24 protein-coding genes and 1 tRNA gene are annotated in these 22,450 nt (G+C 62.7%); 17 read left to right on the top strand and 8 right to left on the bottom strand.

The genetic code is table 11. The features are described from left to right. Positions 1 to 128 precede the first annotated feature (128 nt). The 6 genes from G8E10_RS24315 (at position 129) to G8E10_RS24290 (ending at position 6,725) form a co-directional block, all read left to right on the top strand. Positions 129 to 1,709: an ABC transporter substrate-binding protein gene (locus G8E10_RS24315; protein ID WP_167130991.1), complete on the top strand. Its 1,581-nt coding sequence runs from the start codon at positions 129 to 131 to the stop codon at positions 1,707 to 1,709. Between the two features lie 207 nt (positions 1,710 to 1,916). Then, positions 1,917 to 2,903, top strand: coding sequence for an ABC transporter permease (locus G8E10_RS24310; RefSeq protein WP_167131000.1), 987 nt, complete (start codon positions 1,917 to 1,919; stop codon positions 2,901 to 2,903). After that, positions 2,900 to 3,730, top strand: coding sequence for an ABC transporter permease (locus G8E10_RS24305; protein WP_167130990.1), 831 nt, complete (start codon positions 2,900 to 2,902; stop codon positions 3,728 to 3,730). The genes G8E10_RS24310 and G8E10_RS24305 overlap by 4 nt, the downstream gene beginning before the upstream one ends. Then, positions 3,723 to 5,333 carry an ABC transporter ATP-binding protein gene (locus tag G8E10_RS24300; RefSeq protein WP_167130989.1) on the top strand — a complete coding sequence of 537 codons (1,611 nt, stop codon included), beginning with the start codon at positions 3,723 to 3,725 and terminating at the stop codon, positions 5,331 to 5,333. The genes G8E10_RS24305 and G8E10_RS24300 overlap by 8 nt, the downstream gene beginning before the upstream one ends. 29 nt (positions 5,334 to 5,362) lie before the next feature. Then, complete coding sequence (locus tag G8E10_RS24295; RefSeq protein WP_167130988.1) at positions 5,363 to 6,277, top strand: homocysteine S-methyltransferase family protein; 915 nt, start codon at positions 5,363 to 5,365, stop codon at positions 6,275 to 6,277. Between the two features lie 28 nt (positions 6,278 to 6,305). Further along, positions 6,306 to 6,725 carry an HNH endonuclease gene (locus G8E10_RS24290; RefSeq protein WP_281517792.1) on the top strand — a complete coding sequence of 140 codons (420 nt, stop codon included), beginning with the start codon at positions 6,306 to 6,308 and terminating at the stop codon, positions 6,723 to 6,725. Positions 6,726 to 6,986: 261 nt separating this feature from the next. Here G8E10_RS24290 and G8E10_RS24285 read toward each other — a convergent pair. Both G8E10_RS24285 and G8E10_RS24280 read right to left on the bottom strand, forming a co-directional pair. Next, positions 6,987 to 7,076 (bottom strand) — tRNA-Ser (locus tag G8E10_RS24285). A 188-nt stretch (positions 7,077 to 7,264) separates the two neighbouring features. Then, the gene (locus G8E10_RS24280; RefSeq protein ID WP_110799736.1) at positions 7,265 to 7,618 is read right to left on the bottom strand and encodes a hypothetical protein; all 354 of its coding nucleotides are present in this window, start codon (positions 7,616 to 7,618) and stop codon (positions 7,265 to 7,267) included. Between the two features lie 281 nt (positions 7,619 to 7,899). On the opposite strand from G8E10_RS24280, the gene G8E10_RS24275 reads away from it, so the two are divergent. The 3 genes from G8E10_RS24275 (at position 7,900) to G8E10_RS24265 (ending at position 10,029) form a co-directional block, all read left to right on the top strand. Beyond that, positions 7,900 to 8,265, top strand: coding sequence for a PilZ domain-containing protein (locus G8E10_RS24275; RefSeq protein WP_110799737.1), 366 nt, complete (start codon positions 7,900 to 7,902; stop codon positions 8,263 to 8,265). A gap of 108 nt (positions 8,266 to 8,373) precedes the next feature. Continuing rightward, the gene (locus tag G8E10_RS24270; protein ID WP_092932816.1) at positions 8,374 to 8,787 is read left to right on the top strand and encodes a DUF2177 family protein; all 414 of its coding nucleotides are present in this window, start codon (positions 8,374 to 8,376) and stop codon (positions 8,785 to 8,787) included. Between the two features lie 117 nt (positions 8,788 to 8,904). Continuing rightward, entirely contained in the window at positions 8,905 to 10,029 is a 1,125-nt protein-coding gene (locus G8E10_RS24265; protein WP_132663593.1) for a pyridoxal phosphate-dependent aminotransferase, read from the top strand. An 83-nt stretch (positions 10,030 to 10,112) separates the two neighbouring features. Here the strand turns inward: G8E10_RS24265 and G8E10_RS24260 are convergent, their stop codons facing one another. Then, positions 10,113 to 10,634, bottom strand: a complete 522-nt coding sequence (locus tag G8E10_RS24260; RefSeq protein WP_110732701.1) for a DUF992 domain-containing protein — start codon at positions 10,632 to 10,634, stop codon at positions 10,113 to 10,115. A 253-nt stretch (positions 10,635 to 10,887) separates the two neighbouring features. Here G8E10_RS24260 and G8E10_RS24255 point away from each other — a divergent pair, with 253 nt between their 5' ends. Beyond that, complete coding sequence (locus G8E10_RS24255; RefSeq protein ID WP_110799739.1) at positions 10,888 to 11,511, top strand: L,D-transpeptidase; 624 nt, start codon at positions 10,888 to 10,890, stop codon at positions 11,509 to 11,511. 161 nt (positions 11,512 to 11,672) lie between these two features. Further along, positions 11,673 to 12,623 carry a diacylglycerol/lipid kinase family protein gene (locus G8E10_RS24250; RefSeq protein ID WP_167130987.1) on the top strand — a complete coding sequence of 317 codons (951 nt, stop codon included), beginning with the start codon at positions 11,673 to 11,675 and terminating at the stop codon, positions 12,621 to 12,623. A 41-nt stretch (positions 12,624 to 12,664) separates the two neighbouring features. Here G8E10_RS24250 and G8E10_RS24245 read toward each other — a convergent pair whose 3' ends face one another. The 3 genes from G8E10_RS24245 to G8E10_RS24235 form a co-directional block, all read right to left on the bottom strand. After that, a complete protein-coding gene (locus tag G8E10_RS24245; protein WP_110799741.1) occupies positions 12,665 to 14,164 on the bottom strand; it encodes an AMP nucleosidase in 1,500 nt (499 codons plus the stop codon). Positions 14,165 to 14,347: 183 nt separating this feature from the next. Next, a complete protein-coding gene (locus tag G8E10_RS24240) occupies positions 14,348 to 14,686 on the bottom strand; it encodes a YnfA family protein (RefSeq protein ID WP_110799742.1) in 339 nt (112 codons plus the stop codon). A 152-nt stretch (positions 14,687 to 14,838) separates the two neighbouring features. Then, positions 14,839 to 15,012 (bottom strand): hypothetical protein, encoded by a 174-nt coding sequence (locus G8E10_RS24235; protein WP_092932804.1) that lies wholly within the window; start codon positions 15,010 to 15,012, stop codon positions 14,839 to 14,841. 279 nt (positions 15,013 to 15,291) lie between these two features. Between G8E10_RS24235 and G8E10_RS24230 the strand changes: the two genes are divergently transcribed. Then, the gene (locus G8E10_RS24230; protein ID WP_167130986.1) at positions 15,292 to 15,993 is read left to right on the top strand and encodes a glutathione S-transferase N-terminal domain-containing protein; all 702 of its coding nucleotides are present in this window, start codon (positions 15,292 to 15,294) and stop codon (positions 15,991 to 15,993) included. A 128-nt stretch (positions 15,994 to 16,121) separates the two neighbouring features. Here G8E10_RS24230 and G8E10_RS24225 read toward each other — a convergent pair whose 3' ends face one another. Beyond that, entirely contained in the window at positions 16,122 to 16,451 is a 330-nt protein-coding gene (locus G8E10_RS24225) for a DUF2147 domain-containing protein (RefSeq protein ID WP_425530878.1), read from the bottom strand. A gap of 468 nt (positions 16,452 to 16,919) precedes the next feature. On the opposite strand from G8E10_RS24225, the gene G8E10_RS24220 reads away from it, so the two are divergent. Next, positions 16,920 to 17,186, top strand: a complete 267-nt coding sequence (locus tag G8E10_RS24220; protein ID WP_092932801.1) for a sel1 repeat family protein — start codon at positions 16,920 to 16,922, stop codon at positions 17,184 to 17,186. Between the two features lie 141 nt (positions 17,187 to 17,327). On the opposite strand, the gene G8E10_RS24215 is transcribed toward G8E10_RS24220, so the two are convergent. Beyond that, a complete protein-coding gene (locus G8E10_RS24215) occupies positions 17,328 to 18,992 on the bottom strand; it encodes an electron transfer flavoprotein-ubiquinone oxidoreductase (protein ID WP_110799744.1) in 1,665 nt (554 codons plus the stop codon). A gap of 324 nt (positions 18,993 to 19,316) precedes the next feature. Between G8E10_RS24215 and G8E10_RS24210 the strand changes: the two genes are divergently transcribed. From G8E10_RS24210 to G8E10_RS24195, 4 genes are all read left to right on the top strand, one after another. Then, a complete protein-coding gene (locus G8E10_RS24210) occupies positions 19,317 to 20,615 on the top strand; it encodes an Hsp70 family protein (RefSeq protein WP_110799746.1) in 1,299 nt (432 codons plus the stop codon). A gap of 77 nt (positions 20,616 to 20,692) precedes the next feature. Further along, on the top strand, positions 20,693 to 21,655 hold the full coding sequence (locus G8E10_RS24205; protein ID WP_281517791.1) for a uracil-DNA glycosylase: 963 nt from the start codon (positions 20,693 to 20,695) through the stop codon (positions 21,653 to 21,655). Between the two features lie 45 nt (positions 21,656 to 21,700). Beyond that, entirely contained in the window at positions 21,701 to 21,997 is a 297-nt protein-coding gene (locus G8E10_RS24200) for a hypothetical protein (protein WP_146236029.1), read from the top strand. A gap of 114 nt (positions 21,998 to 22,111) precedes the next feature. Next, positions 22,112 to 22,252 carry a hypothetical protein gene (locus G8E10_RS24195; protein WP_165916885.1) on the top strand — a complete coding sequence of 47 codons (141 nt, stop codon included), beginning with the start codon at positions 22,112 to 22,114 and terminating at the stop codon, positions 22,250 to 22,252. Positions 22,253 to 22,450: the final 198 nt, after the last annotated feature.

Genomic DNA, 22,450 nt, shown 5'->3' with positions numbered 1-22,450 from the left:
CTTCTCTTTCAGAGAGCAAGTTTAGAACGATATTGCGGGATTGTGGCATTCGATACAGCTAAGTAGCTCTGAACGCCGTGGGCTCCCGCTTTCGGCCATGAAACGCATTTTGCCAGAACGGATTACCGATGCCGGACCACACACCTTCGAGCTTCCTGCAGCCCACGCGTCGCCGGCTCCTGCAAAATGCGGGGCTGTTGTCCGCAACGCTCTCGGCCGGCGGCTTGCTCCTTCCCGGTGCAGCGCGCGCGCAACAGGCGGCACCGGTCAAGGGCGGGCATCTCGTTCTCGGTCTCGATACGGCTTCGAGCTCCGACAGGCTCGACCCGGCCTTTTATACCGAAGCCTATATGTACACGGTCGGCTTCCAGCTCTTCAACACGGTGCTGGAGCTTGGGCCGGATGGAAAGCTGATCGGCGCTCTGGCCGAAAGCTGGGAAGCGGCGACGCCGGATGCCAGCACCTGGGTGTTCAAGCTGAAGAAGGGCATCCAGTTCCACAATGGCAAGGAACTCGTGGCACAGGACGTCGTCTACTCGCTGAACCATCATCGTGGCGAAAAGAGCAATTCCGGCGGCAAGGGCCAGCTTCTGGCCGTGACCGACATCAAGGCGACCGACGCGCATGAGGTGACGGTGACGCTGAGCGCCGGCAATGCGGATTTCCCGGCAGCGCTGGTGGATTATCACATGGGCATCGGCCCGGATGGCGGCGATTTCGACAAGGGCGTCGGCACCGGCGCTTTCGTTCTCGAAGACTTCCAGCCCGGCGTTCGCGCGCTGACCAAGCGCAACCCGAACTATTGGGCATCGGACCGCGCCTTTGTCGATTCCGTCGAGACGATCGCCATGAGCGACGCGACGGCGCGCATGGCCGCACTGCTCAGCGGGCAGGTGCACATCATCAACCGCGTCGAGCCGCGTGCCTTGAGCCGCCTGAGCGCGCGCCCCGGCGTGCAGATCCTGCGCTCGCAGGAAAACACGATGTTCTGCTTCCCCATGCGGGTGGACGCGGCGCCTTACGACAATGTCGATCTGCGGCTCGCGCTGAAATATGCGATCGATCGCGAAGAGCTGCAAAAGAGCCTTCTGGTCGGCACCGGTGCCATCGGCAACGACAACCCGATCGCGTCCTGGAATCCCTATTTCGCCAAGGACATTCCCCAGCGTCCCTACGATGCCGACAAGGCCGCCTTCCACTTCAAGAAGGCCGGTTCGCCCGGTGGCATTCAGCTCAGCGTGTCCGACAACGGCTTTCCGGGGTCGGTCGATGCAGCCCAGCTGTTTCAGGCGTCTGCCGCGAAGTCCGGCATCACCATCGATGTCGAGCGCGTGCCCTCCGACGGCTATTGGGACGAGGTCTGGCTCAAGAAGCCCTTCGTCGCCTCCAACTGGTCCGTTCGGCCGACAGCCGATGCCATGCTGTCGCTGATCTTGCAGTCCGACGCGCCGTGGAACGAGACGGCCTGGAAGGACGAAGCCTTCGACAAGCTGCTGGCGGCCGCCCGCGTCGAACTGGACGAGACGAAGCGCAAGCAGATCTACCACGACCTGCAGGTGAAACTGGTCGACGAAGGCGGCGAACTGATCCCCCTCTTCGTTGACAACATCGCCGCAGCTTCCGACAAGATCGGCGGTTACGTGCCGGTTCCCGGCGGCGGCGATCTCAGCGGCTATCGCATCACGGAGCGCGTCTGGCTCAACGCCTGAGCGGAAAGCGCATCTGATACGGTTTCCGGTTGATCAGACCGGAAACCGTATGACAACCCCCACCCGGAGCAAGTCCGGGTGGCTTTACGGTCGAAACGTGCATCTCTCGTTGCATCGCGCGCGGGATCGCGTTAGCGCCAGTGCTTCAACTCTTGCAACACAGGCGTCTTCTCCTTGGCTGATGGAATCGAAGCAGACATCAAGGTCATGTCCGTGCTCGCAGCACCGAAGGCCAGGGGTCTCAGCCTGTGGGCGATGCTCGGCAGGCGGCTTGCGCTCGGTCTGGTGCTGCTCTGGGCGGTGTCGCTCGTCATCTTTGCCGGCACGCAGATCCTGCCGGGCGATGTCGCAACCGCCATGCTCGGCCAGCAGGCGACGCCGGAGGCGGTTGCGAGTATTCGGCAGGAACTGGGTCTTGAGCAGCCGGCGGCCGTTCGCTACGTCAAGTGGCTGGGCGGCGCCGTCACCGGCGATTTCGGCCGCAGTTACAGCAACCGGCAGGACATCGCCAAAAGCATCGCCCCACGCCTCAAGAATACGCTGTTGCTGGCGGCGATGGCCGCCGTGATCGCCGTGCCTCTGTCCATCGGTCTTGGCATTCTGTCCGCCCTTCACGCGGGAAGCTGGATCGATCGCACCATAGGCCTCGTGACGCTCAGCGCCGTTTCGCTTCCGGAATTCTTCGCGGGCTACCTGTTGATCGCCTACTTCTCGGTGACGCATTTCTGGCTGCCGAGCAGCGCCACCGTTTCGGATAGCATGTCCCTCGGGCAGCGGCTCGTCGTGACGCTCCTCCCGTGCCTCACACTGGTTCTGGCCGTGGTCGGCCACATGATGCGGATGACGCGCGTGGCGCTCCTCAACGTCATGGCCTCACCCTATATCGAAACGGCGCTTCTCAAAGGGCTGCCATGGTCGCGCATCGTGTGGAAGCACGCGCTGCCCAATGCCGTGTCGCCCATCGTCAACGTCGTCGCGCTCAATCTCGCCTACCTCGTCGTCGGCGTCGTCGTGGTCGAGGTGATCTTCGTCTATCCCGGCATGGGACAGTACCTCGTCGATCACGTGGCAAAGCGCGACGTGCCCGTGGTGCAGGCCGCCGGCCTCGTCTTCGCGGCGATCTACATTCTTCTCAACATCGTCGCGGATATGATCTCCGTCATCGCCAATCCGCGCCTGAGGCATCCGCGATGAGCCGGCTGCCTCCCCTGACGCCCATGGCGGTCATCGGCCTTCTCGGCACTGCCGCCTTCGTTCTGCTCGCAGCCTTCGCGCCGTGGCTCGCGCCGCATCCCGTGTCCGCCGTGGTAGGCGGCGTCTGGGACCCGCCGTCGGCAAATGCGCTGCTCGGCACGGACAATATCGGTCGCGATCTCTTCTCCCGCCTCGTCTGGGGCGCGCGGGTCACCTTCGTCATCGCCGCTCTCTCGACCGCCATCGCATTTCTTCTTGGGGTTCTTCTCGGCTTCTACGCCGCCGTTCGCGGCGGGTGGATCGATCAGGTGCTTTCGCGCCTCAACGATCTGATGATGGCCATACCGACGCTGATCTTCGCCCTCGTCGTGCTTGCGGTGCTGCCGAAGACCATGGTGGTGCTGGTTCTCGTCATGGCGACGCTCGAAGCCACGCGCGTCTTCCGCGTCAGCCGCGCCATCGCAGCGGATCTCGTCGTTCTGGATTACGTCGAGGTCGCACGGTTGCGCGGCGAGAGCTGGCGCTGGGTGATCCTGCGCGAAATCCTGCCGAATGCGCTTTCGCCGCTGCTCGCCGAACTCGGCCTTCGCTTCGCCTTCGCGATCCTGTTTCTGTCGACGCTGTCGTTCCTCGGTCTCGGCGTGCAGCCGCCTATTGCCGACTGGGGCAGCCTCGTGAAGGAAAACAAGGACGGGCTGCTGTTCGGCGTCTTCGCCGCGCTCATTCCGGGCGCCGCCATCGCAATTCTGGTGATCTGCATCAACCTCGTCGTCGACTGGATGCTCCAGAAGACGACCAGCCTGAAGGGGTCCCGCCGCAATGGCTGAGCTCCTGCTGAACGTCACCGACCTCGAAATCAAGGCCGGTGCGACTGTCATCGTCGACAAGGTGTCGTTCACGCTCGAAAAGGGTCGCGTGCTCGGCCTGATCGGCGAGTCCGGCGCCGGCAAGTCCACCATCGGGCTCGCCTCCCTCGGCCATGCGCGGCAGGGCCTGCGGATCACCGGCGGCCTCGCCGAACTGAACGGCCGCGACATTCTGAAGCCAGCACGACGGGATGCCCGGCTTCTGCGGGGTGCCTCCGTCACCTATGTCGCACAATCCGCAGCAGCGGCCTTCAACCCGGCGCACCGGCTGATCGACCAGGTGATCGAAGCGACGCTCTGGCACCGATTGATGCCGCGCGCGGAGGCAACGGAACGCGCCAAAGCGCTCTTTGCGCTGCTCGGATTGCCGGACCCGGCACATTTCGGCGACCGCTATCCGCATCAGGCCTCCGGCGGGCAGCTGCAGCGGGCCATGACCGCCATGGCGCTTTGCCCGAACCCGGAACTGATCGTCTTCGACGAGCCGACGACGGCGCTGGACGTGACAACGCAGATCGACGTCCTCGCGGCCATCAAGCATGCGATCTCGAAAACCGGCACCGCCGCCCTCTACATCTCGCACGATCTGGCCGTCGTCGCCCAGGTCGCCGACGAGATCCTCGTGCTGCGTAACGGCCGGATGGTCGAGCGCGGTCCTGTCGAGCGGATCTTTCAGGCACCTCATGAAGACTACACCAAGCGCCTTGTTTCGCTGCGCCGGGCAGAAAAGCCGTCTCAGGCTCGCGGCGGCGATGTCCTCCTGCGGGTCTCCGGCATAAAGGCCGGCTATGCCAAGGGCGTCTCCATCCTCGACGATGTCAGCCTCGACCTCATGCGTGGCGAAACGCTGGCCGTGGTCGGCGAGTCCGGATCGGGGAAATCGACGCTCGCGCGCGTGATCACGGGGCTTCTTCCCGCATGGTCGGGACAGTTGCAGTTCGACGGCGCGGTACTGGCGCCGGCGCTTGCCGCACGGAATGCCGAGACCCACCGCAACATCCAGATCGTCAACCAGATCCCTGACCTCGCGCTCAATCCGCGCCAGACGGTCGAGGCGATCCTGTCGCGGCCCCTTGCCTTCTATTTCGGGCTGAAGGGGCCGGCTTTAAGACAGCGCGTCGCAACGCTGCTCGACCAGATCGAGCTGCCGTCCACCCTCCGCGACCGGTATCCCGCCGAGCTTTCCGGCGGTCAGAAGCAGCGCGTCTGTATCGCCCGCGCGCTGGCGGCCGACCCGAAGCTCATCATCTGCGACGAGCCGACATCGGCGCTCGATCCGCTGGTGGCAGACGGCATTCTCGACCTGCTGATGCGCTTGCAAAGGGAGGCCGGAACATCCTATCTGTTCATAACGCATGATCTTGCGATCGTGCGGTCTATCGCCGACAGCGTCGTTGTGATGCTCGGCGGCAAGGTGGTACGCAGCGGTGGGAAAGCCGACGTGCTCGCACCGCCATTCGATCCCTATACGGAAAGGCTGATCGCATCGGTCCCCGAAATGCGCCCCGGCTGGCTCGATGATGCCATCGCGGGACGCAACCGATCCGAAATGCCCAAACCGTGACGCGGGACGTGAAGCAAAGGAATGATCGCATGACGAAGCACGGGCTGATTCTGGACGGTGGTACGGGCCGCGAACTCGAGCGCATCGGCGCGCCCTTCCGGCAGCCGGAATGGTCCGCGCTCGCGCTGATGGAAGCGCCGGACACTGTGCGGACGGTGCACGACAACTACATTGCGGCCGGTGCCGACGTCATCACCACCAACAGCTATGCCGTGGTCCCCTTCCATATCGGCGACGCGCGTTTCGAAGCGGATGGTGCCATGCTGGCCGCCCGTGCCGGCCGCCTCGCGCGCGACGCGGCGGACGCCAGCCGCGATCGCAAGATCCTCGTTGCCGGTTCCCTTCCGCCCGTTTTCGGCTCCTACCAGCCGGACCTTTTCAACCCCGCCCTTGCCGGCCGCTACCTCGACGTGCTCGTGGAGGGCATGGCGCCGTCGGTCGATCTGTGGCTCGCCGAAACGCAGAGCAGCCTTGCCGAAGCCCGCGCCGCGCATCAGGCGACGAAGGAGACAGGCAAGCCGCTCTGGCTGTCGTTCACGCTCCGTGACGATCTTCCGGTCTCGCAGATGCCCGAGCCGCTTCTCCGCTCCAACGAGACGGTCAAGGCCGCAGCCGAACTGGCAGCGTCCGTCGGTGCGGAGGCGATGCTGTTCAATTGCAGCATGCCAGAGGTCATGGAGGCCGCCATCGCAGCGGCCCGCTCGACGTTCGAAGGCCTGGGCGTCGATATCCAGGTCGGCGTCTACGCCAACGCGTTCCCCTCCCAGCAGGACGACGCGGAGGCTAACGCCACGCTGACCGAGGTTCGCGAGGATCTCGGGCCCGCCGCTTACGGCGAATGGGCAAAGCGGTGGGCGGCATCCGGTGCCAGCATCATCGGTGGCTGCTGCGGAATCGGAGCGGACCATATCCACAGACTGTCGACGGATTACCGCTGCTTTTAATGTCCTTCAGGCTCCGTAGCAGGAGCGAATGCGTTCGTTCCTGCTGACATTTTTCCGACACAGCCAACGCCCGGAAAGCGATCCAAGACCAATGGCCCGTAAGAAGAGAGATGACTTATCTGCATGGGACATTGAGGCCTTGCCGCCCGTGCTGTGTCCGATCTGTGAGCGAATCATCCCGGATGATCAAACGGTCGCGCATCATCTCGTCCCGAAGAGCAAAGGCGGCAAGAAAACCGTCGTCTTGCACCGGATCTGCCACGATCAGATACACGCGACCTTCGCGGATTCCCAACTCGCAAAGACATTCTCAACGATCGACGCCATCCTCGGAGATCCTGCCATGCAGAAATTCGTCGCATGGATCAAAGGTAAGCACCCGGGTTTTTCCGATACGGCCAAGCCATCCCGGCAAGCAGCCGGTTCCGGTCGAGGGCGCAAATCGTAACAACGTGGGCCTCAGAAGAGCCCGCGAACGGCCGAATCGGTCGGCTGGTTCTAGGACGGGAATGCAGGCCGACCAGCAGATCGGCTATGACGGTCGGGCTGTGCGGCAGCGAGCACGTGCGCCAAGCTCTGGACGCCGAAGAACCGATACGCGTTGATCGGCTTGCCACTTAAAAGATTGACCGAGAACCGGCTTGAGGCTTTTCGGGATTCGATACTGGAGCCGACTCTTCAAAAAACACAATGAAATGAATGAAAATAGTGGCGGAGAAGATGGGATTCGAACCCACGATACCCTTCCGGGTATACTCCCTTAGCAGGGGAGCGCCTTCGACCACTCGGCCACCTCTCCGTCGAGGCCCCTGATAGGATCAATCCTCGTGGGGATCAAGGGCTATTTGGTCTTTCCTACAATGATATCGCTGATCGGCGGTAAAGATGAGATGGTTTGAGGACGAGTGAGAGACGCGCGGGCGCGCAGCTCTCGTCATTGCGGCCTGTGCCGGTTACGCCTCTCCTCGGAGCGGCGCAAAATGCCTGTCAGGGCTCGAGCCGGCGACCTTCGGCGTATCCGCTTTCCTTGAAGTGCGCCTTGGCGCGTGCCTCCGGAGAGGGATCTTCGCGAAAATGCGCGAGGTCGGCATTGGCCTTGACGTAATCGTCCCACTTGAAGCCGTTGAAGCCGGGAAAGCGGCGTTCCATGTTGCCTCGTTCCTGGAAATGCGAAAATCCTGAAGGGAAGTCGCCTCTCTGGACGGCCTGGCGGACGTCGGGATTGGCGCGGATATAGTCGGCCTCGTTAAAAAGGAGAAAGCCGTTCAGCAAATTCTGCAGGTCGCCCGTCGAAAGCTTGTCGCCCGAGGTCACTTCGTTCTTAAAGAGAAATTTTTTCATCGGTCCTACCTGAAGGACAGCGCCGGAAAGCACCGTGCCCCTGTTGAAAACATCTCCTCCTGCGAATTTTTCTAACGGAGAAACCCGAATAATGGAACCTCCAACTTACATATCAGTATCTCATTGAAGACGGAACGAAGCGGCCCTGACGGAATCGCTGGGGCAAATGACCGCTTCGAAAGCGCGCGTTCCCGCAACCAAAAAGCAAGCTCGAAACAAGCTTCATGGCCTAAGGCTTGGCGGAACCAGCGACCGAGCGACCCCTTTTCCGGAGCAATCCCATGTCCATGATCATGCACAGGGCGGAGGCCCGTCCGGGGCAGACGAGTGCAACCTACAAGCACTTTTTCGTCGAACGGCCGTGCCGCATCCTCGTCGTCGGCCAGCATCTGAAGCCAAAGACGAAATATAACGGCCTGCTGCGCCATATCTCGATTGGCGGCGCGATGATCGACTTCAATCCCGCCGTATCCTTGCCCCAGCATTTCTTCGTGGAGATCGTCGGCTTTCCCGAAGAGATCGGCAGCACCGTCGTTCACCGGGCAGGCTCGGAACTCGGCGTTCGCTTCAACATGCAGCTGTCGCAAGACGTCATTCGGCAGCTCATCCGCATGGATTTCGCGCAGAACAGCATCGCCAACCGCTAAAACACGACTCACCGGCCACATTCCCACCTTGGTGCCCCATCAATGACGCAGCATTCGGTAATCCGGTGCTGCCCGGCCTTCGTAGACGTGCGAAACAGGAGCGCGACGATGAAGACCTATCTGATTGCCTATGCCGGTACCCTTCTCTCCTTCCTCGTCGTCGATGCCGTGTGGCTGGGTCTGGTGGCGCGAACATTCTATCGCGACCAGCTCGGCGACTTGATGTCGCCGCAGCCGAATCTGACCGTCGCTGCCGTTTTCTACCTGTTCTTCGCCGCCGCCATCGTCATTCTCGCCGTTCTCCCGGGCCTGCGCGCGGGATCGATGATGACCACCATCGGCTATGGCGCCGTGCTGGGTCTCGCAGCCTATGGCACTTACGATATCACCAACCTCTCGACCTTGAGAAACTGGCCCGCGATGCTGAGCGTGGTGGACATGATCTGGGGCACCTTCCTCACCGCGCTCGGCGCTGCGTGTGGTCTTATGGCTGTGCGTTGGCTGGGTGATGCTGCCGCTTGATCCTGGTCCGATTGCGGATAAGGAGATGCGTGATTAGCGGTTGATCACGGCGGCGGACCGTTTCCGGCGCTGTGGTTTCTGCTAGGGTGGCTGATCTTCATGATCATCGGACCCATCATGTCAGCCTTTGCCCGTTTTACGCCCCTTGCTCGTTCCCTTCCCGCGACCGTGCCCTTCGTCGGGCCGGAAGCCATCGAGCGCCAGCGGCATGCGCGATTGACGGCGCGGATCGGGGCGAATGAAAGCGGCTTCGGGCCGGCGCCGAGCGTGATCGAGGCCATGACGGCGGCCCTCACCAGTGTCTGGAAATATAACGATCCCGAAAATTTCGATCTGAAGCAGGCGCTTGCCGATCATCTCGGTGTGCGGCCGGACAATCTGGCGATCGGCGAAGGGATCGATGGGCTGCTCGGCCAGATCGTGCGGCTGGTCATCGAGCCCGGCATGCCAGTGGTGACGTCGCTCGGCGGTTATCCCACGTTCAATTTCCACGTTGCAGGCCACGGGGGCCGGCTGGTGACCATGCCCTACGATGGCAACGACCGGGAAAATCTCGAAGGCCTGCTGGAAGCCGTCCGGCGCGAGGATGCGCCGCTCGTCTACCTCGCCAATCCCGATAATCCCATGGGCAGCTGGTGGGATGCCGGGAGCATCGTGCAGTTTGCACTGGCTTTGCCGGAAACGACGTTGCTGGTGCTGGACGAGGCCTATGGCGAAACGGCGCCGGCGGGCACGCTGCCGGACCTCGCCGCCCTCATTGATCGGCCGAACATTATCCGGACGCGGACCTTCTCGAAGGCGTACGGCCTTGCCGGGGCGCGGGTCGGCTATGCAATCTCCACGCCGGGAACGGCGGCCGCCTTCGACAAGATCCGCAACCATTTCGGGATGAACCGGATCGGCACGGCAGCGGCTGAAGCAGCGTTGAACGATCAGGCCTATCTGCAGACCGTCATCGCGCGCATTGCCGCCTCCCGCGCAACGATCGCGGACATTGCCAGCCGAGCGGGCCTGAAGGCTCTGCCGTCGGCCACGAATTTCGTGACCATCGACTGCGGTCGGGATGCAGCCTTCGCGCGTGCCATTGTGGATGGGCTGATGGATGAGGCCGGTGTGTTCATCCGTATGCCGGGTGCGGCACCCCTCAACCGCTGCATCCGGGTGAGTGCCGGACCCGAGGCGGAAATGGACGCTTTTGCGGGCGCTCTGCCGCGTGTCCTCGACCGGCTTTCCAAGGCCTGAGGCGACACATCATTGGTCACCGGAAACGAAAAGAGCGCGCGGCCTGAGGCCACGCGCTCTTTTCTATTCGACGTTGTCGGTAATCAGTTGACCGAGGTCAGCGTCATCGATGTGCCTGCGGCTGCGATGTTCAGGCCGACCTGACCCTGAAGGCTCAGGAGCTGCAGATGGATCGAGCCCGACGTACCGCCAGCGAGGACGTTGGCACCGACGCCAAGGCCGACCGTAGCTTCAGCCGATGCGCCCTGGTAAAGGCCGGCCAGCGAACCATGGTGGTAACCGGCTGTCGGCGCGAGAACGGCCCAGATCAGGCGACCTTCCGTGGTGAAGCCGAGATCGACGCCCAGCTTGCGCATGGCACCGGAGTAGTCGTCGACAGGCTCGCCGTCGATGGTCGACTTGAAGGCGCAATTGACCTCCTTGGACGAGCCGAGAATGTAACCGGCACCACCGGCGATGGTGCAATCGAGGTAACCGATCTTCACGCCGTTGCGGGCGCCGGAATCGGAATAGGATTGTGCAGGGGCGAGGTCGGCGGCCACGACCGGCAGGGTGCCGGAAGCGATGGCTGCAGCGCAGACGATGCTGGCGAGGGATTTGTTCATGATTTTCTCCTGTCAGAACGAGATACGGACATCGACCCGAGTTAGGGCGGAAATGCGTTTGGCCGTTCATAACGCGCGAGAGGCTGAAACGATCCGCTCCCGCCTGTGACCGGGATGTCACAAAGAATGACACGCCGTCACGTTTCGCCAAGGCATGCCGCGATGACAACGCCCGGTGGCGCGTGTTTACCGGCTGTTAACCATAAACTCCGCATTTTGGTCTCCACAGAATCACCACAATCGAGGCCAGTCCATGTCCATCTCCCGCCGCGGCCTGCTGCTCGGCTTTTCCGCTCTTCTCGCCGGCTGTGCCGATACCGGGTCCCTCGCCCGGCTGAACTATGCGGCCCTACCAGACGAGCGATTCCCCCTGCCCGCCGTGCCGCTGGACCAGATCGAGCCGGAACTGCGCCGGCAGGAGGTCGCTTATGTCTCGGCCACCGCACCGGGCACCATCGTGGTCGATACGCCGGCGCGGCGACTCTACTACGTTCTCGATAACGGCCGTGCCATGCGCTACGGCATTGGCGTCGGCCGCGAAGGCTATGCGCTGGCTGGCAATGCCTATATCGGCCGCAAGGCGGAATGGCCGAGCTGGACGCCGACGCCCAACATGATCCGGCGCGATCCGGGCCGGAACCTGAAATATGCCGGCGGCTTGCCGGGCGGCCCCAACAATCCGCTCGGGGCCCGCGCGATCTATCTCTATCGCAACGGCAACGACACGATGTTCCGCATTCACGGCACGAACCAGCCGCGGTCGATCGGCCACGCGATGTCGAGCGGGTGCGTGCGCATGCTCAATCACGATGTGGTCGATCTTTACGGGCGTGTGAAGGCTGGCGGCCAGGTCGTGGTGCTGCAGGCCTCGGCCTGAGCATTCGGCCTTTATGCGCGGATGCGAAATAAGCAGGGCTCGTCCGCCTGCCATCATCTTGAACCCGGTGACGGACGCCGCATATACGATCCGGCAAGAGGGACAGGCCGGGGTTTTCCCGGTTTCGCCCAGCCTTGTGCTCAGACAAAGCCGGGATCCGCATGAAGCTCAAAGCCATACTGAATAGCGACGGCGGCACCTTTCGCACCACCGACATGGGCCTTTACACCAAGGCGATGGACGAGGCGTTCCGGTCGGCCGGCCACGAGATCGAGATCGCCGTGGTGTCGGGCAGCGATATGGAAGCCGAACTGAAAAGGGCGGCGAACCGGGACGATCTGGATGCGATGATCGCCGGGGGCGGCGACGGGACGATTTCGGCTGCGGCCGGCGTTGCGTGGAAAAGCGGGCTGCCGCTCGGCGTCGTGCCCGCGGGAACCATGAACCTGTTTGCGCGCTCGCTGAAGCTGCCGCTCGATATCTGGAAGGTTCTCGACGTGCTGGCCAATGGCGAGGTGATCGACGGCGACATCGGCAGTGCCAATGGCCGCGCCTTCGTGCACCAGTTCTCCATGGGCCTGCATGCGCGCATGGTGCGCTACAGAGAATCCTACAGCTTCGCCTCACGCCTCGGCAAGATTTCCGCCAGCACCCGCGCAGCGATCGGCGTGGTCTTCAACCCGCCGCAGTTCAAGATCGAGTTTCGCGCGGATGGCGTGACGGAGCGTCGGAAGGTCTCGGCCCTGTCCGTCTCCAACAATCATTTCGGCGCCAATTCGCTGATGTATGCGGACGACCTGACCGGCGGTCACCTTGGCTTCTATACCGCCCCGCCCCTCACCCCGCCGGGCGTTGGACGCCTCGTGTTCGACATCCTGCGCGGCAAGTTTCGCGAGAGCACGCTGATCACCGAGATGAGCGTCAAGCAGGTCGAGCTCTATTTTCCGGATGCCCGCAAGCACAAGATCAATTGCGTCATCGACGGCGAACTGCTGCGGCTTCGCGGCGATGTGGAGATCAAGATCCACGCCGGCGAGCTGAAGCTGCTGGTCGGCAGTCCGGTGGCGCCTCAGGCCGCCGCCGTGGCGCCGGCACCCGGCATGACGGCCTAGCGAGGGGTACACCCAACGCCGACCGGCACAGCCTTACCGCGCTACTGGAAGGCCGTTTCGAAGAAGCTGCGCAGCTTGCGGGAATGCAACTTTTCCGGCGGCATGGCCGCCAGCTTCTCCAGCGCGCGAATACCGATCTGCAGGTGCTGGCTAACCTGATTCTTGTAGAACGCTGTGGCCATGCCCGGCAGTTTGAGCTCGCCGTGCAGTGGCTTGTCGGAGACGCAGAGCAGCGTTCCATAGGGCACGCGGAAGCGGAAGCCGTTGGCGGCGATGGTGGCGGATTCCATGTCGAGCGCGATGGCGCGGGATTGCGAGAGCCGCTTGACCGGGCCGCGCTGGTCGCGAAGCTCCCAGTTGCGGTTGTCGATGGTGGCGACCGTGCCGGTGCGCATGATGCGCTTCAGGTCGTAGCCCTCATACCCCGTGGTTTCCGCAACGGCCTCCTGCAGCGCCATTTGCACTTCGGCGAGTGCCGGGATCGGCACCCAGACCGGCAGATCGTCATCCAGCACGTGGTCCTCGCGGACATATGCATGCGCCAGGACATAATCGCCCAGCGCCTGGCTGTTGCGCAGGCCGGCGCAGTGGCCGAGCATCAGCCAGGCATGCGGACGCAGCACGGCGATGTGGTCGGTGATCGTCTTCGCATTGGAGGGACCGACGCCAATATTGACGACGGTGATGCCGCCATGGCCCTTCTTCTTCAGGTGATAGGCCGGCATCTGCGGCAGGCGGGCGAGCGTCAGGTCGCTATCCGGCTCATCGGAGCCGGCTTGCGTCACGATGTTTCCCGGCTCGACGAAAGCCGTATAGCCATTGCCGCCTTCCGCCATCTGCTTGCGCGCCCAGACGCAGAACTCGTCGATATAGAACTGGTAATTGGTGAAGAGCACGAAATTCTGGAAATGCGCCGCACTGGTCGCGGTGTAGTGGCTGAGGCGCGCGAGCGAGTAATCGATGCGCTGCGCCGTGAACGGGGCCAGCGGAAACGGCTCGCCGGGGCCGGGCTCGTAGGCGCCGTTGGCGATCTCGTCGTCGGTGGTCGAAAGGTCGGGCGTGTCGAACAGGTCGCGCAGGGGCACATCGATGTTTTCGGCCAGCGATGCCTCGACATGCGCGCCTTCGCCGAAGGCGAAATGCAGCGGAATGGGCGTCGAGGATTCCGACACGGTGATGCCGGTGCCGTGGTTGCGGATCAACAGGCCGAGCTGTTCCTTCAGATAGTGGCGAAAGAGTTTCGGGCGCGTGACCGTGGTCGTGTAGACGCCCGGCGCCGTGACATGGCCGTATGACAGGCGCGAATCGACATGGCCGAAGCTGGAGGTTTCCATGCTGACCTGCGGATAGCAGGCGCGAAACCGGCTCGCGGCAACACCCTTACCGAGCGCCGTGAAGCCATCCACGAGGAAATTCGTGTTGCGCTCGTAGAGCGCCGTCAGCGCATCGACGGCCTTGACCGGATCATCGAATGTCTGCGGCTCGAAGGCCTCCGGCATTGCGGTGGGAAGGGCTTGGATGGAAGAGATTCGTGCGCTCATGCGGCATTATAGGACGCCGCAATTGACAAGCAAACGACAAGTTGAAGACGAACTAGAGCATTTCCGGTGAACACGGGTTCACCGGAAATGCTCTATTCTCCTGTTTTTGCCGCATTGTCCGACGCCGAAGCGATTTCGCTTCGGCTGGAAATGCTCTGGCGCAATTGATTGGCCCATATGCAGCTATCCGCGCGCAGGCGCGATGATGACGAGCGTACCGGCAAGCGCTAGCAGCACGCCCGCGAGATCGAAGCGATCCGGGCGAACGCCTTCCGCCAGCCACATCCACAGGACCGACGCCGCGATATAGATACCGCCATAGGCCGCAAAACTGCGCCCCGCCGCCGGCTGCGGGCTGAACGTCAGAAGCCAGGCAAAGGCGACCAGACTGGCAATGCCGGGAATGAGCCAGAGCGCAGACCGCCCGAGACGCATCCACGCCCAGAGGCTGAAACAGCCTGCGATCTCGAACAGAGCCGCAAGCGCATAGAGGAGGATGGTGGAGAAAGGGAGCGCGAACATTCCGCTAGATGACCGGAATGCGGGAGCGGACACAAGCCGATTTGCGCATGAAGGCACCCGTCTGGACGGTGCGTCTACCGTGTAACCCGCCAACCTGTGGCGGGTCCCGTCTCATCGTCGCGCCGGATCGAGCGCTCTCACATCAACAAGCCTCAGAGCTTGGCCTGGCAGAACTGGGCGGTGTGGGCGGTGCAGTCCGCGAGGGTCGTGGTGTAATCGTGCTGACGGCGGCGCTCGGTGTCGGCGCTGACGGCTGCGGCCAGGCTCATGGCGAAGACGACCATGAGAGCGCTGATGATGGTGAGGCGGCGGGCAAGAATATCCATGACAGTCGATCCGTTCGAAGCAATTGGGTTGGTGTTGGTTCGATGACCGTCTTTTCGCACAGGCAAACTGAATTCTAGCTGAGAGGTCGGTTCATGTGCCGTTCAGGTTGAATGCTGCATCGCAGCGATTCCGCTTCTCGGACGTCTCCAGCACCCCTCATTCCGCATCACCTCTCCGGCACGATCGGGACCGATCATCGCGCACGAACGGTTTCGGTTCGCAGGTTTCTGCGCTAGGTTAGCGCCGAACCCGATGCATGCAAGAGACCGGAGACCATGATGTCCGCACCCATAGACCTCTACTACTGGCCGACCCCCAACGGCTGGAAGATCACCATCATGCTGGAAGAACTCGGCCTTCCCTATGCGGTCAAATATATCAACATCTCCAAGGGCGAGCAGTTCGCGCCGGACTTCCTGAAGATCGCCCCGAACAACCGCATGCCGGCCATCGTCGATCCCGATGGTCCGGGTGGCTCGCCGATCTCCGTGTTCGAGTCCGGTGCCATCCTGCAATATCTCGGCCGCAAGACCGGCAAATTCTATCCGAGCGACGAACGTGCGCGTGTGGATGTCGATCAGTGGCTGTTCTGGCAGATGGGCGGGCTGGGGCCGATGGCCGGACAGGCCAACCACTTCCGCCACTACGCCCCGGAAAAGATCGCCTATGGCATCGATCGCTATACGAATGAGGTCAATCGCCTCTACGGCGTCATGAACCGGCGCCTTGCGGATCGCGAGTTTCTGGCTACCGAGTATTCGATCGCCGACATGGCCTGCTTGGGCTGGGTGCGCCAGTATGAAAGCGGCGGACAGGACCTCAACGACTTCCCGCACCTACAGCGCTGGTTCGAGACCCTTTCGGCCCGCCCCGCCGTCATCGCCGGCTTCGATGTCGGTCGTGAAGAGCGCGAGCGGCAGAAGCATCTGTCGGAAGACAAGGATGCGCAGAAGATCCTGTTTGGCCAGCGCGCGCAGTAGGGTGGATCGAGAGGGTAACTCTCTCTTCGTCTAGATCCCAGCTTTCCCGGTAAACCGGGAAAGCTTCATTCCTTTATCGTTGCCGCATTGTGCGGCGGCGACGCTAACCGCCGTCGCCTCGCGTAGGCCTACAGACGGCTCCAGGTCTGGCTCTTGCAGAGGACCTTCAGCACGCAGCCCTTCAGCTTCAGCTGGCTGCCGACGACGGCGGCCGAGCCGCTATAGGTCTTGTCGTTGTCGGGGTCCGTCACTTCGCCGGAATAGTCCTCGCCCGCGCCCGACAGGGTGCCGATCTTCTTTCCGGCATGCTTGCCGGTCTTCACCGTGATGCAGAAGCTGCCGCCGCAGGTGGCGATTGCGGCTGTTTCGCCGCTCGCCGTCTTCCAGTTGCCGACGATCGGCTCCGCCGCCAGAACGGGCAGTGCGAGAAGAGCCGAACCGAGGATAGCGGCCGACATGATCCGTGTGATCTTCATGAAATCTCCCTCCATAGGACGCCTCCCGAGCGTCTCCCTGCTAAATTACGTGAACGTAAAAGGAATGTCAAAAGGCAGATTCGAAAAGATCGCGCCGCTCGATATTTTTCGGTCGCGAAGGGTGCTCAGCGTTTCGTGGTGAACGAAGCGTTGAAATCGAGATGTAAAAGATACGTAAAATTTAAGACGAAAGCCCGGCAATGCAGGGGGCCGGATGTTTAACAAAAACCCAAGTTTACCAATCGTTTGAACTTCGTTTGCTGCAGGTTAAGCATGCATTTTAAGCGGGAATTGAAGGCCGTGCCGCATACTCCAACCCATAAGACGAGCGGAGACGAACACTCCGCCGACAGCCTCCGGAAGATCAAGAGCCACGCAGATGGCCGGGCTTTCAGGGGTCGAAACAGGGACTGCACGAAGAAACGCTTTAACGAAACAGGGACAACGACAATGGCACGCTTCGACCTCCAGAATTTCACCTACGCAACGATCGCCGGCGAAAACCGCGCGGAAGCCTTCTGCAACATGGGCCTGATGTACGCCACAGGCCGCGGCTGCGACATCGACGTCGTTGCCGCCCACAAGTGGCTGAACATCGCCGCCATCAAGGGCTCCGAGCGGGCAGCCGAGCTGCGCGCCGAACTCGCCGCCACGATGTCGAAGGCCGATCTCGCCATCGCGCTGCGCTCGGCCCGCGAATGGATGACCGTGCATTGATCGATCCTCACAAAGAAAAACCCTCCCTTCCCGCTGGCCCGACGTTTCGTCAGGCTGGCCGGGAAGGGAGGGTTTTCGTTTTCTAAAGACGCCGCAACTGCGTCTTCCCGGCTCGCATAAGCCTAAAATGTTCGGATATACTTACATATTGGGATAGACCGGCCCCTCGCCGCCCTGCGGCGGAACCCAGGTGATGTTGCTGTTCGGATCCTTGATGTCGCAGGTCTTGCAGTGCACGCAGTTCTGCGCATTGATCACGAAGACCTCCTCGCCATCCTTCTCCACCCATTCATAGACGCCGGCCGGGCAATAGCGTGTGGACGGCCCGGCATAGATGTCGTGCTCGGAGCGCTTCTGCAGCTCCATGTCCTTCACCTTCAGGTGGACCGGCTGGTCCTCCTCGTGGTTGGTGTTGGAGAGAAACACCGAGGACAGCCGATCGAATGTCAGCACGCCATCCGGCTTCGGATAGGCAATCTTCTTGTGCTTTGCCGCCGGCTCCAGGCTTTGCGCATCCGTTTTGCCGTGCTTCAGCGTGCCGAAGAACGAGAAGCCGAAAAGCTGGTTGGTCCACATGTCGAGACCGCCCAGCGCGACGCCGGCCACCGTGCCGAGCTTCGACCAGAGCGGCTTGACGTTGCGCACGCGCTTGAGGTCCTGCCCGATCGGGCCGGCCCGCCATTCATTTTCGATCTCGACGACCTCGTCATTCGCCCGACCGGCCGCAATCGCCGCGGCGATCTTCTCGGCCGCCATCTTGCCCGAGAGGACAGCATTGTGACTGCCCTTGATGCGGGGGACGTTGACGAGGCCGGCGGAACAGCCGATCAGCGCGCCGCCGGGGAAGGTCAGCTTCGGCACCGACTGATAGCCGCCCTCGGTGATGGCGCGTGCGCCGTAGGACAGGCGCTTGCCGCCTTCGAAGGTACCGCGGATCGCCGGATGCGTCTTGAAGCGCTGGAATTCCTCGAACGGATAGAGATAGGGGTTCTTGTAGTTGAGGTGCACCACGAAGCCGACGGCGACCGTGTTGTCCTCGAGGTGATAGAGGAACGAGCCGCCACCTGTGCTCAGGCCCAGCGGCCAGCCGAAGGAGTGCTGCACGAGGCCCTGTTTGTGGTTCTCCGGCTTCACCTGCCAGAGTTCCTTGATTCCCAGACCGTATTTCTGCGGTTCGCGGTCCTTCTGCAGGTCGTAGCGGGCGATCAGCTGCTTGGCGAGCGAACCGCGTACGCCTTCGCCGATCAGCACGTACTTGCCGCGAAGCTCCATGCCGCGGGCGAAGCTCGGGCCGGGCTCGCCATTCTTCTCGATGCCCATGTCGCCCGTGGCGACGCCGACGACCGCGCCTTCCTCGTTATAAAGCACTTCGGTCGCGGCAAAGCCGGGATAAATCTCAACGCCGAGCTCTTCCGCCTTGCCGGCCAGCCACCGACAGACGTTGCCGAGCGAGACGATATAGTTGCCGTGATTGCTCATGAGCGGTGGCATGGCGAAATTCGGCAGACGCAGTGAGCCGGCCGGGCCGAGCAGCAGGAACTGGTCCTCCGTCACCTCCGTCTTGAAGGGATGGTCCGCCTCCTCGCGCCAGCCGGGCAGAAGGGCATCCATGCCGCAGGGATCGACCACGGCGCCCGAGAGGATATGGGCGCCGACTTCGCCGCCTTTTTCGAGAACGACGACGGTCAGTTCCGGATCGATCTGCTTCAAACGGATCGCGGCGGAGAGGCCTGCCGGGCCGGCTCCCACCACGACCACGTCGAAATCCATGCTCTCCCGCTCCGGCATTTCCTGTATTTCGCTCATGACCAGCCTCCGCTCCAACGGCCTATGCCGCGCCCGTCTCCATGGGTCGTCATGTCAAATAAGAGCAAGCTTGTCGAGCCGATGTGCGTCACGAAGCGGCGCGATGCCACCTCTGCCTCCTGTTTTCGAAGGCGGGCGCTCTTGTTTTTGAGGGCGGGCCATGCGAGGGAGCGGCATCCCCACAGCCGATACCGGCGACCATTTCCATTCCCGCAGGCCCCCGCGAAGGGCCGGCCCATGCTCGCGATCGACAGCCGTTGCGGCGACCGGAACCCCCGGCGCTCGACCTGCCGCAGCACGGCGATCCCCATGAGGAGAGACACCATGACCCAGTCGCTCGGCTTTGATTTCGGCACCACGAACTCCGTTCTGGCCGCCGTCGAACACGGAAAAACACGCGCAATCGACTTCGACAGTCCTGCCGGACGGTACGATACGATGCGGACGGCCCTGTCGTTCATGAAGCATCCGAACCTCGGCGCGCAGGCTCTGCAGATCGAGGCCGGACAGGCCGCCATCCGCACCTTCATCGACAATCCGGGCGACGCGCGCTTCCTGCAGTCGATCAAGACCTTTGCCGCGAGCCCGCTGTTCCAGGGAACGCTGATCTTTGCACGGCGAAATGGATTCGAAGACTTGATGCGCGCTTTCGTCGCACGTCTCAAGGACTATGCCGGTGACGCCTGGCCCGTCGAGGGCACCCGCATCGTCGTCGGCCGGCCGGTGCGCTATGCGGGGGCAAACCCGGACGACAACCTGGCGCTGGAGCGCTACCAGACAGCGCTCGGCAGTTTCGGCTTTTCGGATATCCGCTATGTCTACGAGCCGGTGGCCGCCGCCTTCTACTTCGCCCAGACATTGAAACAGGATGCGACGGTGCTGGTCGCGGACTTCGGCGGCGGCACCACCGACTATTCGCTCATTCGCTTCGAAACCCATGCCGGCGTGCTGTCGGCAATGCCGATCGGCCATTCCGGCGTCGGGATCGCGGGCGATCATTTCGACTTCCGCATCATCGACAACCTCGTGTCGCCGCTGATCGGCAAGGGCACGCAGTTCCGCTCGTTCGACAAGGTGCTGGATGTGCCCTCCGGCTACTACGCGAATTTCGGGCGATGGAACCAGCTGTCGATCTTCAAGACGCTCAAGGACTTCGCCGATCTGAAGCAGCTCGTGCGCTCGTCGCTGGAGCCGGAAAAGCTGGAAGCCTTTATCGACCTCATCGAGCATGACGAGGGCTATCCGCTGTATCAGGCCGTTTCCGCGGCCAAGATGCGCCTTTCGGCCGAGGAAGAGACCGAGTTCTTCTTCGCGCCGCTCGGCGAGCGCAGCCGCAAGATCGTGCGCCGCTCGGACTTCGAACAGTGGATCGCGCCGGAACTCGGACGAATCGAGAGTGCGCTGGACGAGGTGCTGGAAAAGACGAACACGGCTGCCGGCACGGTGGACAAGGTGTTTCTCACCGGCGGCACGTCCTTCGTGCCAGCCGTGCGGCGCATGTTCGAGCGGCGGTTCGATGCCGGACGCATCGAGAGCGGTGGCGAACTCCTCTCCATCGCTCACGGTCTCGCGCTCATCGGCGCACGGGACGACATCGACCTGTGGACAGCGGAGGCGAACTGACGCTTGGTGCCTGCAGCGAGCCCGTTCGCACCATTTGCCGCTTTCATGCGCGGCGGCGCTTCTGTAAACCTTCTGCCATGAGCTCCCCCGACGAGACACGGTTTTCCGACGGACCGACCCTGGATGCGATGACGCCGCACGAGTTGGCGGCGCTTTTGCATTTCCATGCGGATTCGGGGGTGGAGTGGCTGCTGGAAGACGATCCGATCGACAGGATCGCCGCCTTTGCCGCCAGCCAGACGGCGCGCGGCGAAGCCGGGTCGGGCTCTGGTCATGGGAGCCCTGCAGGAGCCTTGCAGACCGCGCAAAGCTACAGGGCGCCAGCGCCCAAAAATGAAGCGGATGGCCGCGCTCAACCCCCCGCTGCGGAAAAGCCGCAGACGAGAGGGAAGTCCGAGCCCGCACCACGCCCGGTCTCTACCCGCGTCGCCATACCCGATGAGCAGGCCGTGGCCGAGGCGCGGATCGCTGCCGGTTCGGCCCAGACGCTTGCCGACCTCAAGGTCGCGCTCGACGGCTTTACCGGCTGCAATCTGCGTAACAGTGCCCGCAATCTGGTATTTGCCGAGGGCGATCCGGCCGCCGGGCTGATGATCGTCGGGCCGGGACCGAACGGCGACGACGACCGCGAGGGGCGCCCCTTCGCCGGCCGGCAGGGCGACCTTCTGGACAAGATGCTGGCGGCCATCGGGCTCGACCGGGCGGGTGTCTTGATCACCAACGTCATTCCCTGGCGTCCGCCCGGCAACCGCATGCCGTCCGCGCGGGAGATGGAGATCTGCCGACCGTTCCTCGACAGGCAGTTCGCGCTCGCCAAGCCGCAGCGCGTGCTGGTTCTCGGCAATTTCGCGGCACGATTCTTCTTCGGCGGCACCGATACGATCCACGAAATGCGCGGCGACTGGCGGACGATCACGACCGGCGGAGAAACCTTCCGGGCGCTGGCGACATTGCATCCGCAGGACCTGATGTCGGCGCCGATCTGCAAGCGCCTTGCCTGGCAGGATTTGCAGATGTTTGCCGCCGGCAACGATTCCTGACGCTCGTACGTCACGCGCCTTTTTCCAATTGCGAAGAAACTATGAATGGCAAAGGAAAAAAGCCATGCAAGTTGCGCATGGCAGCAACCCGACATCGCGGCTTGTGAAAAAGATGGTGCAGCGCAATATATGATCACGGGGGGAATGGAATTTAAGGAACTGACAATGAACACCCGTCCGCGCCCTCTGCATTGCGGCTTCGAAACGCTCCGTCGCAGTGGCTCTGCCCTCCGCACGCCGTTCAGCGGCTTCGGCTCGGCAGCAAACGAACAGATGACGGCTGCCGGCTACGCCCGCGCCGCACGTCCTGCCAACATCTATGCCGAATTCATCCAGCGCTGATCGCTGGCTCGCTCGCGAGCGTCAAGCGCTGACGCCGGCATGATCGCCGGCAGACACGATCTCGAAACCGTCCATCCGGGCAAACGTTCCGGAAAAGATGGAAAGGACCACCCCATGGCCATCCGCGCTTTGAACGCTCTTGTTTCGGACATCCGAATCGCCGTGCGTGCATCCCAGACCTTTTCAGACCTCAGCCGCGATGCCCGCGCATCGTCGGATGCGAACCGCGGTTCGTTCGGCCTGCTGCCGCGCTGAGGTTTTCGGCATCTCGCTCTCCTTACCGCATGGATCGGTGGGGATAATGACGTTGCCGACAGGACTTCGGGTGACGGCTCTTCCGTGCCATCAGGTCGGATGATCGCAAGCGTCTACGACGCCTAATTTGACAATGGCGCTGGCCTGATGTGCCGTCCCATCGAGGCTGACCTCGAACACCTCCCCTACCACCGTTCC

Source organism: Ferranicluibacter rubi (assembly GCF_011603255.1).
Lineage (GTDB): Bacteria > Pseudomonadota > Alphaproteobacteria > Rhizobiales > Rhizobiaceae > Ferranicluibacter > Ferranicluibacter rubi.
This window is presented reverse-complemented; position numbering and strand designations above follow the sequence as displayed.

What these genes read in the sequence shown, in the direction of transcription:
- G8E10_RS24315 (WP_167130991.1), top strand. Translation starts at nt 129, where the DNA reads ATGCCGGACCACACACCTTCGAGCTTCCTGCAGCCCACGCGTCGCCGG.
- G8E10_RS24310 (WP_167131000.1), top strand. Translation starts at nt 1,917, where the DNA reads ATGTCCGTGCTCGCAGCACCGAAGGCCAGGGGTCTCAGCCTGTGGGCG.
- G8E10_RS24305 (WP_167130990.1), top strand. Translation starts at nt 2,900, where the DNA reads ATGAGCCGGCTGCCTCCCCTGACGCCCATGGCGGTCATCGGCCTTCTC.
- G8E10_RS24300 (WP_167130989.1), top strand. Translation starts at nt 3,723, where the DNA reads ATGGCTGAGCTCCTGCTGAACGTCACCGACCTCGAAATCAAGGCCGGT.
- G8E10_RS24295 (WP_167130988.1), top strand. Translation starts at nt 5,363, where the DNA reads ATGACGAAGCACGGGCTGATTCTGGACGGTGGTACGGGCCGCGAACTC.
- G8E10_RS24290 (WP_281517792.1), top strand. Translation starts at nt 6,306, where the DNA reads ATGCGTTCGTTCCTGCTGACATTTTTCCGACACAGCCAACGCCCGGAA.
- G8E10_RS24280 (WP_110799736.1), bottom strand. Translation starts at nt 7,618, where the DNA reads ATGAAAAAATTTCTCTTTAAGAACGAAGTGACCTCGGGCGACAAGCTT.
- G8E10_RS24275 (WP_110799737.1), top strand. Translation starts at nt 7,900, where the DNA reads ATGTCCATGATCATGCACAGGGCGGAGGCCCGTCCGGGGCAGACGAGT.
- G8E10_RS24270 (WP_092932816.1), top strand. Translation starts at nt 8,374, where the DNA reads ATGAAGACCTATCTGATTGCCTATGCCGGTACCCTTCTCTCCTTCCTC.
- G8E10_RS24265 (WP_132663593.1), top strand. Translation starts at nt 8,905, where the DNA reads ATGTCAGCCTTTGCCCGTTTTACGCCCCTTGCTCGTTCCCTTCCCGCG.
- G8E10_RS24260 (WP_110732701.1), bottom strand. Translation starts at nt 10,634, where the DNA reads ATGAACAAATCCCTCGCCAGCATCGTCTGCGCTGCAGCCATCGCTTCC.
- G8E10_RS24255 (WP_110799739.1), top strand. Translation starts at nt 10,888, where the DNA reads ATGTCCATCTCCCGCCGCGGCCTGCTGCTCGGCTTTTCCGCTCTTCTC.
- G8E10_RS24250 (WP_167130987.1), top strand. Translation starts at nt 11,673, where the DNA reads ATGAAGCTCAAAGCCATACTGAATAGCGACGGCGGCACCTTTCGCACC.
- G8E10_RS24245 (WP_110799741.1), bottom strand. Translation starts at nt 14,164, where the DNA reads ATGAGCGCACGAATCTCTTCCATCCAAGCCCTTCCCACCGCAATGCCG.
- G8E10_RS24240 (WP_110799742.1), bottom strand. Translation starts at nt 14,686, where the DNA reads ATGTTCGCGCTCCCTTTCTCCACCATCCTCCTCTATGCGCTTGCGGCT.
- G8E10_RS24235 (WP_092932804.1), bottom strand. Translation starts at nt 15,012, where the DNA reads ATGGATATTCTTGCCCGCCGCCTCACCATCATCAGCGCTCTCATGGTC.
- G8E10_RS24230 (WP_167130986.1), top strand. Translation starts at nt 15,292, where the DNA reads ATGTCCGCACCCATAGACCTCTACTACTGGCCGACCCCCAACGGCTGG.
- G8E10_RS24225 (WP_425530878.1), bottom strand. Translation starts at nt 16,451, where the DNA reads ATGTCGGCCGCTATCCTCGGTTCGGCTCTTCTCGCACTGCCCGTTCTG.
- G8E10_RS24220 (WP_092932801.1), top strand. Translation starts at nt 16,920, where the DNA reads ATGGCACGCTTCGACCTCCAGAATTTCACCTACGCAACGATCGCCGGC.
- G8E10_RS24215 (WP_110799744.1), bottom strand. Translation starts at nt 18,992, where the DNA reads ATGAGCGAAATACAGGAAATGCCGGAGCGGGAGAGCATGGATTTCGAC.
- G8E10_RS24210 (WP_110799746.1), top strand. Translation starts at nt 19,317, where the DNA reads ATGACCCAGTCGCTCGGCTTTGATTTCGGCACCACGAACTCCGTTCTG.
- G8E10_RS24205 (WP_281517791.1), top strand. Translation starts at nt 20,693, where the DNA reads ATGAGCTCCCCCGACGAGACACGGTTTTCCGACGGACCGACCCTGGAT.
- G8E10_RS24200 (WP_146236029.1), top strand. Translation starts at nt 21,701, where the DNA reads ATGGCAAAGGAAAAAAGCCATGCAAGTTGCGCATGGCAGCAACCCGAC.
- G8E10_RS24195 (WP_165916885.1), top strand. Translation starts at nt 22,112, where the DNA reads ATGGCCATCCGCGCTTTGAACGCTCTTGTTTCGGACATCCGAATCGCC.